The sequence below is a fragment of the Candidatus Protochlamydia sp. R18 genome (genome assembly GCF_000648255.1).
Lineage (GTDB): Bacteria > Chlamydiota > Chlamydiia > Chlamydiales > Parachlamydiaceae > Protochlamydia > Protochlamydia amoebophila.
Window position 1 is genome coordinate 23917 of record NZ_BASL01000680.1, and the last position, 11081, is coordinate 34997.

Here is an 11081-nt window from a genome sequence, read left to right on the forward strand (position 1 = left end):
ATTGATTTCTAATCTAGCAAAATAGGAATTCACTTTGCTCACTACGATTGCGCGTTTTACCCACTGCTCAGCACTAGAAATTTTAAAGTTTTATTTGCTGTGAAAAAGCGAATAATATTTCTGTATCTAGGAACATTGAGAGTTGTTGTACTAATGCATAACTATATGGGGTTTAGCTACTAAGAATTTAAAATGTGCTAGTCCAGCATCGGTGAACTTATCGCATTCTCTCAGATTTAAATGCTGCAAAGCCGCTAAGGGTGTCAAATGCGCTAATCCATTGTCCGTGAGATTAGTGCATTCACTCAGACTTAAATACTGTAAAGCCACTAAAGGTGTCAAATGCGCTAATCCATCGTCCGTGAGATTAGTGCATCCACTCAGACTTAAATGCTGTAAAGCCCCTAAGGGTGTCAAATGCGCTAATCCTGCATCAGTGATATTAGTACCCCACATATCTAAATGCTGCAAAGCCACTAAGGGTTTCAAATGCGCTAATCCAGCATCAGTGATATTAGTACACCAGCTCAAATTTAAATGCTGTAAAGCCACTAAGGGTGTCAAATGCGCTAATCCAGCATCCGTAAGTTTACTACAAAAGCTCAGATATAAATGTTGTAAAGACACTAAGGATTTCAAATGCGCTAATCCAGCGTCCGTGAGATTAGGACACTCAACCAAACTTAAATGCGTTAAAGCTCCTAAGGGTGTCAAATGCGCTAATCCTGCATCTGTAAGTCTACTACAAAAGCTCAGACCTAAATGTTGTAAAGACACTAAGGATTTCAAATGCGTTAATCCAGCGTCCTTGAGTTTACTGCATCCATTTAGAAATAAATACTGTAAAGCAACTAAGGGTGCCAAATGCGCTAATCCAGCATTGGTAAGTTTATGGCACGTGCTTAGATTTAGATGTTGCAAACCCGTTAAGGGTTTCAAATACGCTAATCCATCGCCAGTGAGATTCTCACAGTATCTTAGATTTAAATGCAGCAAATCCGTTAAGGGTTTCAAATGCGCTAATCCAGCGTCTGTGAGTTTACTACAAAAGCTCAGGTCTAAATGCTGCAAAGCTACTAAGTGTTTCAAATCTGCTAATCCAGCGTCCGTGAGATTGGAACAATCAACCAAACTTAAATGCGTTAAAGCTCTTAAGTGTTTCAAATGCGCTAATCCTGCATCCGTAAGCTTTTTACAATAGCCCAAATTCAGATGCTGTAAAGCCATTAAGGGTGCCAAATGCGCTAATCCTGCATCCGTGAGCTTTTCATATCTACTTAGATTTAAATGTCGTAAAGCCATTAAGGGTGCCAAATGCGCTAATCCTGCATCCGTGAGCTTATCGCATACACTCAGCTCTAAATGCTGCAAAGCCACTAAGGGTGCCAAATGCGCTAGTCCAGCATCCGTAAGATTAGGACACTCAGCTAAACTTAAATGCGTTAAAGCTTCTAAGAGTTTCAAATGCGCTAATCCTGCATCCGTGAGGTTATAGCATTCTTGGAGATGAAGCGCTTTTAAATTTTTACAATTTTTTAAAGTTAAAAGATGAGCATCTGTTAAGTAAGCATTCTTTGAAAAATTGAGTGCTTCTATCTCATTTGAGAATTGTTTTAAAATTTTTTCAAATTCCGTTAACTGAGAAGTCTGATTTAATAATGCGCTCACAACAGTGAATTCTAAATAGTTTTTCAAAGTGTTTAATCGACATTGCTGCGCAAAATTTAAAAGCTCTTTTAATCCAACTAAACTCTCTTGAGTGGAGCTAAAGGATTCAAAACTTTGTGATTTGTATCCATCAATCAGCTGTTCTTCTAAATGTTTTACCACTTCTGTTAATTCATAATAATCGGCTAGTTGAATGAAAGAAGTGATTTCTTCCAAAGGAACTTTAAAGTTAGTATCCATGACACAATTCAGCAGATGCGTAAACTCCTTTAGTGTCAAAGCGAGAGGATGTTGAAGGGTTTCTTGAAAATTTCCTGACCAAAGAGTTTTAAAATAGGGCGATTTTTCCCTTAACAAAGCTAGCTGAGAATGAGAAATAGTCAGAAAAGTTCTATCTCGAAAGCTCAGTTGAAATTCTTCAGATGATGGTGAAAGATCGAAAGGTTGAGTTGTTGATGAATTAACTTCTTCTATAGCAGCTAAAGGATTGACTAAGGAGTTATCTTCATCTCCAGGAGGATCGCTAATTTCAGTAGAGCGATTATAAGAAGAAGTCGTTGCATTGACAAGAAGATAACTATAATTTGAAGTAGGAATATTCAAAGTAACCATCCACATGAGTTAAATAAATTTTAATTTATAATTGTTTTACAGCATGATACATAGCTAAAAATTATTGCAATAGTCATGAAATAAAATAAGTAGTCATATTTTAAGAAAAAATTTAGTTTTATCAATGGAGAGCTATTAAAAATTAATTAAGAATCAACAGGGATTAAATATAAATCTTTATTATAAAAAAATTAAATCATTAGATGATTGTAAAATAAATGATTTTTAAAAGCATATAGTTTGAATAAATTCAAATTTTAAAAACTATAAGGTTCAATTCAAAAAAACGTCCTAAATGTTTAAAAATGCATCTGTGAAAAAGTAGGCTTTTTTTTAATTCCGCAGGCAGTTTTGCCATCAAAGCCTCTCCTGAAGCTTTTATCCTTTTTCCTACATGGCATGCTAAGATTTGACTGGTCGTCAAATGCATGAAAAGCCATAGGCACTGATCAATTTTCCTGACTCCCCACAAAACTCCACATGTCATCTTTTTCAAAGACAAGTACACTGAAAAGTTTGCTCCATGAACTCTAAGTAGCCAAGGCATGCTGACATCAAATTATTCTGTAAATCCCTTTTAGAGAAATTCTTTCAAGAAATCTTCGAATCCGTTCTCTACCGTTTGAAATGATCTTATTTTGAGAGTTCTCAACGAAATGCTTGCGACATGCAAAGCATACTTATTTTTGTTTTCTGGTTTGAATCAATCCATTTTTACGCATGGAATATGAATGACAATTTAGGGTAAGAAATGTCCATCGAGCACTCACTCAGCTATTAAAAAAAATACCATGAAGCAGTCATAGAATAAAATCTTGAATCACTATCTGTTTAAGATTACCAAATAATTAGTAACAAATACTTATAAAATCTACACATTGATAATATTAATTTAAAAAAATAAGTATTAAATTAAATAAATTAACAAAACATTTTAATCTATTAATAAAAAGCTTGAGCCTAATGGCTCAACCATCCATACTCTTGTAATAAAGATAAATTTTTCAAAAAAATTATTTCATTTTGCAGAGATAAAGAGCCCTGTAAATTTTAATCTGAACACGCGGATATTAGAAAAGAATTACGGGAAGAAAAGTAAGCTTTAAGCAATAGTCAATGTAACAATTAAACAAATTTGCGTTATAAGAAAAAAATTTAAGTTTTTTAATAAAAATAATACAAACTTCTTAATTAAGAGTATATGCTAAACTCATTTTTACAACGATTTTCATCTTTTACTTATTTAAATGTAACCCAATTTTTAGGGGCTTTAAACGACAACATTTATAAGTTATTGATTGTTTATTTTTTCATTCAATTGGAAGGAATGGAGTATAGTCACCAGATTCTAGCCTCAACCGGTGCTACCTTTGTCATCCCTTTTTTACTATTTTCGGCGCTTTCAGGAACTTTGGCAGATCGTTTCAGCAAACGAGATATCATCGTTACAACAAAAATTTTAGAACTAGTAATTATGGCTCTTGGGGTATGCGCTTTTGCTTTTCAAAGCAAATGGGGTTCTTATGCAATTTTATTTTTATTGGCCACCCAAAGTGCGATTTTTGGCCCCTCAAAATATGGAATTGTCCCAGAACTAGTCTCTAAAGATAAGATTTCTAAAGCCAATGGTTTAATGACCTCATTTACATTCCTTGCAATCATTTTAGGCACATTTTTATCTTCTTTCCTTATTCAAATTAGTGGTCGCAATTTTATTGTTTCTTCGATTTTCTGTACCTTTATTGCTTTAATTGGTCTTGTGGCTAGTTTTTGTATTGAACATACACCACCTGCAGGCTCCGAAAAGAAAATTCAAATTTTTTTCTTAAAACAAATTTTTCAAACCTTGAAGTTTGCCCGCCAAGAAATTTCTTTGCTTCCAGCCATTTTAGGCGCTGCTTATTTTCTTTTTGTTGGTGCATTTACTCAACTTAATATTATTCCTTTTGCTGTCCAATCTCTTCAACTTTCAGATATTCAAGGTGGCTATTTATTTTTCTTAACAGCTTTAGGAATAGGAACAGGAGCTTTGATTGCAGGCAAAATTTCTGGACGTATTGTAGAACTAGGGTTAGTTCCTATCGGAGCGCTTGGTATTTCGGTATGTGCATTTTTCTTGGATATGTATTCAGAAAATATCTGGGCAGTTATTCCAATTGTGACTTTACTAGGAGTCTTTGGAGGAATTTTTGAGATTCCTCTTGACTCTTACATTCAAGTTGCTAGTCCTAAACAAATGCGAGGACAAATGGTTGCAGCTACAAATTTTTTAAGTTTTATCGGGGTTCTTTTAGCTTCTGGGTTGATTTATCTGAATTCAGAAATTTTTCAAATTTCAGCCGACAAAGGATTTAGTTTAATTGGATTTATTACTTTCGGAATTTTTATTATTTTTATGTTTCAATTTTTTGATTATTTGACTCGCTTTATTGCCTCGATTTTATCCAAGCTGCATTTTAGTACAATATTTAAAGGCAAAGAAAATATTCCTGATTGCCCAGCAGTTTATGTTTGTACGCATACAGCCTGGAATGATACTTTACTCATTCTAGGCTCACAAAGGCGAAGGATTCGGTTTTTTATTGAGCAAGAACAACACCATTCTCCTTGGTTAAGGCGTCTGTACGGACTACTTCGGGTCGTCTTTATCCCTGATATTGAACCTCTCGAAAAGAACCAAGCTTGTTTAACTGAGATTCTCAATACTCTTAAAAAAGGGATCTCGGTGTGTATTTTTGTTCAAAGTTGGGATATTTATTCTGAGGTAGAAAAGCTCAATCACTCTACTCCTTTTAACCACATTATTGAAGAAGCTAATTATCCTATCATTCCAGTTTACATTCAAAAAGGAATTAAATCTCCTCGTTTCCAATTTTTAACAAATTCATTAAAAAAATTCAGGGTACCGGCTTCTGTCGTTTTTGGGGATTTAATTTATACAGGGCATCAATCTATTTTAAAAAGTAAACATGAGCACGACCTCTATTTTGAAGATTGATTGCCTGGATTGTTTAGCTTGAGCCTGGGAAGCATGAAGCAAAAGAAAGGACTGGAAAAGAATAAGCTTTCGAAAACTCCTTCGTGCTAAAAGGATTAATTTAAATATTTTCAAATATAAAATGGTCATCTTTTAAATTTTACGCAATGTATGAAAATTTACATTTTAAACTTTTTTCCTCCATTTTTTTTTGCGAATCTTTTTTACTCACTTCCCATGGCTCAAAGCTACCAAAATGCATTTAATCACTCTCATCTAGCGAAATCGATAAATACCTGGCTTCCCTTCTATCTACCTTTTTAATTTAAATGAAGAGTCAAAATGAAAGTGCGAAGATTCACCTTCTCAAACATTTTCAATAAAAATAACAGTGGATTGATGAGTTTATGCTTCTTTATTGGATACAAAAGAAACATTTGAATAATTTTTTATTGGTGCGAAACTTCAAGAATATATGAAGTTGTTAGTCTTTACCTCAACCCTTTTATGGCATTTAAAATTAATTGGTAGGCAAAAAATTCCTGAGGAATCTGCCATTATTTCGCGTCTATAAGCTATTTTTTTAATTCTATTTGAATTACAAAGCTAATTAACCAGAGTTTGGAAGTTTTTCATGAAACTTGGTTTTTACTAATAACGAATCGGTTTTTGAGCGTGAAAGCAAAATTTTAACTTCCAAAAGAAAATTTATAAATCTCGATAATCAGTAACTCATTCATTTTGTTTTCCATCTACTCTTCATCCGCTGTTAAGATTAATAGCTAACTATGAGGTTTGTCATGATAACAAAGTTGCCCCCTATTAGTGAATCTAACAATAGTTTATCTGACGAACTATTAGAAAAAATAAATGCCTATTGGAGAGCTGCTAATTATTTGTCTGTCGGGCAAATTTATTTGCTCGATAATCCCTTACTAAAAAAACCCCTCACTATTAAAGATATTAAACCTCGTTTACTTGGGCACTGGGGAACAACACCAGGATTAAATTTTATTTATGTGCATCTCAATCGAATTATCAAAAAATTTGATTTAGATATGATTTATTTGATCGGCCCTGGACATGGAGGACCTGGGATTGTAGCTAATACTTATTTAGAAGGAACCTATAGCGAATATTATCCTCATATTTCCCAAGATGCCGAGGGAATGCAAAAATTGTTTAAACAATTTTCTTTTCCGGGAGGAATTCCAAGTCATGTAGCTCCGGAAACTCCTGGTTCAATTAATGAGGGGGGAGAATTAGGTTATTCTCTTTCTCATGCATTTGGTGCGGCTTTTAATAATCCTGATTTAATCGTAGGATGTGTTATCGGTGATGGAGAAGCTGAAACAGGCCCCTTAGCAACCGCCTGGCACTCTAATAAATTTCTCAATCCAGCGATTGATGGAGCTGTGCTTCCTATTTTGCATTTGAATGGTTATAAAATTGCAAATCCCACTATTTTAGCTCGTATCAGTCAAGAAGAACTTGAAAGCTTGTTTGTAGGTTACGGTTATAAACCCTATTTTGTCGAAGGGTCAGATCCTCAATTGATGCATCGCCTCATGGCCGAAACGCTTGATATGATAATAAAAGAAATCCAGGAAATACAAACAAACGCTAGAAAAAATGGAACCGTCAAACGTCCAATTTGGCCAATGATTATTTTACGCACACCTAAAGGTTGGACAGGACCAAAAGAAGTAGATGGTAAAAAAACAGAAAATTATTGGCGATCTCACCAAGTTCCTTTTTCAGATATGAAAGAAGAACATATTAAACTTTTAGAAGAATGGCTAAAAAGCTATCGTCCGGAAGAACTTTTTGATGAAACAGGTAAATTATTCCCAATTTTAGCCGAATTAGCTCCAAAAGGCAAGCGAAGGATGGGAGACAATTCCCATGCAAATGGAGGGGTATTAAGAAAAAATTTACGGCTTCCAGATTTCCGTTCTTACCAATTAGAAGTTGTCACTCCAGGAGTGGTCGAAGCAGAGTCGACTCGTATCATGGGATCTTTCTTAAGGGATGTTTTAAAGTTAAATCCTCACAACTTTCTGGTAACTGGTCCTGATGAAACAGCTTCAAATCTTCTGACTAATTTATTCGAAGTTACGCAAAGAAGGTGGCTTGCAGAATATTTACCAGAAGACGCTGATGGGGGAAATTTATCTTTAGAAGGGCGCGTGTTAGAAATTTTAAGCGAGCATACTTGTTTGGGATGGTTGGAAGGATATATCTTAACAGGGCGCCACGGCTTTTTTTCTACCTACGAAGCATTTGCTCATATTATCGACTCCATGTTTAACCAACATGCTAAATGGCTGCAAACAACACTCTCAATACCTTGGCGAGCTCCTATCCCTTCAATAAACATTTTATTAAGTTCTCATGTTTGGAGACAGGATCACAATGGCTTTTCTCATCAGGATCCAGGTTTCATAGATTTAGTCATGAATAAAAAAGCTGCCGTTGTCCGCGTTTATCTTCCCCCTGATTCTAACACTCTTTTATCGGTAACAGATCATTGTCTAAGAAGCCTAAATTATATCAATGTGATTGTCGCTGGAAAACAACCAGCTTTACAATATCTAAGTATGGAAGCAGCAATCAAACATTGTACAGCAGGCATAGGAATTTGGGAATGGGCTAGCAATGATAAAGGAGGGGAACCAGATGTTGTTCTCGCTTGTGCAGGAGATATTCCAACTCTAGAAATTTTGGCCGCCGTTGATATTTTACGACAAAGCATTCCCACTTTGAAAATTCGAGTGATTAATGTTGTGGATTTAATGACTTTACAGCCCAAAGAAGAGCATCCTCATGGTCTTTCTAATACAGACTTTGATGAAATGTTCACGACCAATAAACCTATTATTTTTGCTTATCATGGTTATCCTTGGCTCATTCATCGTTTAACTTATCGACGTTCAAACCATTCTAACATTCATGTTAGAGGTTATAAAGAAGAAGGAACAACGACAACCCCATTTGATATGGTCGTATTGAATGAAGTTGACAGATTTCATTTAGTAGGCGATGTAATTGATCGAGTCCCAAAACTTGGATATTTAGCGGCGTATACTAAACAAGAGATGCGTCATAAATTGATCGAACATAAAGAGTATATTCATCAATTTGGAGAAGATATGCCTTCAGTAAAAAATTGGAAGTGGCCTTACGGCAAAGAATGAGAAGGATTTAGAATAAAAATTTCAAAAACCTCTCTTCAAGGAAAGGTTTTTGAAACAATTAGGTCATTAAAAAGCGTAAATTGCCTCTAATTCAAAATCTGAATAACTATGACGTCCACCTATCCTACTGTCTTCTGCTCGACTAAACTCATAGATTGTGTCGATAGAAAAGTTATCTGTAATGGCGTATAAAAATTCAAATCTCCAACCCTTAAAATTGGCATTACCACGTGCAGGATAATAATAACCATTTTGCGAAGAGTAATCACTTGTAGAAGGCAAATGACTAGTTTCTATATAATCTGCAAAGTCTTCATTAGCAAGATTTCCACGTCCGATACTTCCTACATCAAAATCAGAGACAGCTTGCGCTTGTACGTAAATATACTCTATATCAAGAGCCCAGTCACCTTCTTTATGTACCTTCCCAATATAAACTCCTCCATAAGCAGCTAAGTTCTTTTTCTTATGACGAGTAATTGCTTTTGCTTTTGCTGCATGGTTGATTAAAAAACCACCATAGAATTCTACTGGAATTCTTTTACAGTAAATTTCAGGCTCAATCGTGTAAGCAAAACTAATTTGAGAATTAGTAAATTGAGTTCCTAATGGATTATGAACGTGACATCTATTGATTCCAGTCTTTTTCCAATCAATAAAAGAATAACGAAGATCCAATCCTGTATCAAAAAGATTTAAAATCCCAATTTCTGTCACATAGCCAAAATGATTGACTCTTTCGTCGACCACAAAAGCGGCTCCTTCCCAATACCAATCCATCACTTCATCGATTGCACTTGCAAATTTCAATAAAACACCATCAAAGCGGCTAGAAAATTGGATTTCTGAATCAAAAACATCATCTAATTTACGGCGTCCAATTTCCATATCAAAACGATGCTTACCATCTGCATAAACGTTATAACCAATATAAGCACGTTTCAAGTTAATCAAATTCGATTCTCCACTTCCTTTTCCGCAACATTGCATATTGCGAGAGACTGATTTGACCACTTCACTTCCGTGTTTATTATAAATGGGGAATTTTCCAGAACAATCGTTACGTCCTCTTAAACCAGCTGGATTGTCAAATTGAAGATGTGCTTGAGCCCAAGATCTACCAAACGAATATTTTAATTTGAAATTAAATTCGACGTCAAAGTCATTATGAGAAATCGGTAAACCTTTTGCATCGACATGAGAACCACCACGCAAACGTCTGTAATTTTTATAAAACTTACTAGAGTCATTCGCGTATAAAGCCATCCCCTTCTCTCGGATTGAACGCCATTCAAAGCGGATATCACCACTAATATCTAAATTTTTGGATTTCTTTTTTATATCAATATTGTCTTTAGATTGTACAAACTCTCTTAGAGATTGATCATCGTTTTCTCTTAATTGACGCTCAAAAGAGGTTTCTTGTTGCTGAGCAAAGATAGTCGCAGATGTAAACCCTGCTGCCATCAAAATAGGCATCAGATACTTTACAAGTTTCATATTGGCTCCATTTTATGTTTTTAGGAATATAGTCGAAGATTCCAATTAGTTTTTTCTTTAAGAAAATTTATGAAATTGAAGAGATGAATAAGAAGAAAAGAAAATTCATTATTTAACGTTAATTCACAAATTTTTGCTGATATCTTTAAATTTTTAAAAGTAAAAGTCAATAGTAACTTATTCGAGAGATAGACGTGAATAGATTAAGCATCTCTATGCTAGTAACTTATAATCATTCAATTTGAAATTTCATTGTCTTTTTTTTAAAATTTGGTGGGAAAATAATTTTGATTATAATTAGGGTTTTGTAAACAAAATTAAATTAATTCTAACTTACATATTTATTATAATTTTTTGGTTAGTGCTAAATAGGTAAAGCTATTTCAATAATCTGATCTAATTGATAGATTGATTGTTCTAATTCAAGCGGAAAAGAGTCATAAGATAGACGTACTGCTGATCAGATTTGGTAAAGAAGAATGATGATACAAGACAGGAAAAGCAAAATTTTTGCTGTTTAAAGTGTAGCAAACAATAGAGCGAAAATAAGGGAGCTAAAATCATTAACAACAAATAAAGAAACTTGTCAGAAAAGCTCTTTTAAAAAAAGTATTTCTTAATAGAATTTGTAAAATTTTTGATGTAAGGATGCCATGTCTGCTAGATTTTATGGATTTCATTATCCATGATTTGCCTGAGGATTTAAATACATAAGTCACTTGTCATGAGAAAGATGAGTTATAAGTAGCTAAAGTTGAAGGAGATGAGCGATGGAGTTTTGTAGGAAATAAGAAAAATGATCAGTGGTTATGGCCCGTCTTCCATAAAAAAAGTCGCCAAGTGCTTGCTAGGCAAGTGGGTCTTCGAGATAAAAAACCGCTGAGCTTCTTTTTACAAAGCTATCTGAATCCCTAAAAAAAGCCCTCTATTTCACTGATAAATTTAATGTCTATTATGAAACCATTCTTTGGAGCCAACATCAACCAGTTAGCAAGCAATCTGGTCAGGCAAGCTACCTTGAAAGATTTAATTGTACTCTTAGAACCTGTTTAAAATCTTTTTAAAAGGAGAACCACAAACGCCAAAATGACCAGATTTAAGCTTGTATTCAATTTTCTTTCGCAGTT

General features: G+C 34.4%; 4 protein-coding genes and 1 pseudogene. 3 read left to right on the top strand and 2 right to left on the bottom strand.

Features of this window, described 5'->3' with window-relative positions:
* Nucleotides 1-150: 150 nt before the first annotated feature.
* Nucleotides 151-2271 carry a leucine-rich repeat domain-containing protein gene (locus TY19_RS11670; RefSeq protein WP_052354798.1) on the bottom strand — a complete coding sequence of 707 codons (2121 nt, stop codon included), beginning with the start codon at nucleotides 2269-2271 and terminating at the stop codon, nucleotides 151-153.
* Nucleotides 2272-3481: 1210 nt separating this feature from the next.
* Here TY19_RS11670 and TY19_RS05190 point away from each other — a divergent pair.
* Nucleotides 3482-5278 (top strand): MFS transporter, encoded by a 1797-nt coding sequence (locus TY19_RS05190; protein ID WP_052354799.1) that lies wholly within the window; start codon nucleotides 3482-3484, stop codon nucleotides 5276-5278.
* A 779-nt stretch (nucleotides 5279-6057) separates the two neighbouring features.
* The gene (locus TY19_RS05195; protein WP_042280716.1) at nucleotides 6058-8454 is read left to right on the top strand and encodes a phosphoketolase family protein; all 2397 of its coding nucleotides are present in this window, start codon (nucleotides 6058-6060) and stop codon (nucleotides 8452-8454) included.
* Between the two features lie 66 nt (nucleotides 8455-8520).
* Here the strand turns inward: TY19_RS05195 and TY19_RS05200 are convergent, their stop codons facing one another.
* Nucleotides 8521-9954: a hypothetical protein gene (locus TY19_RS05200; RefSeq protein WP_042280717.1), complete on the bottom strand. Its 1434-nt coding sequence runs from the start codon at nucleotides 9952-9954 to the stop codon at nucleotides 8521-8523.
* Nucleotides 9955-10420: 466 nt separating this feature from the next.
* Here TY19_RS05200 and TY19_RS12775 point away from each other — a divergent pair.
* Nucleotides 10421-10997: pseudogene (locus TY19_RS12775) on the top strand (IS1 family transposase); the annotation flags it as partial.
* Between the last annotated feature and the right edge of the window lie 84 nt (nucleotides 10998-11081).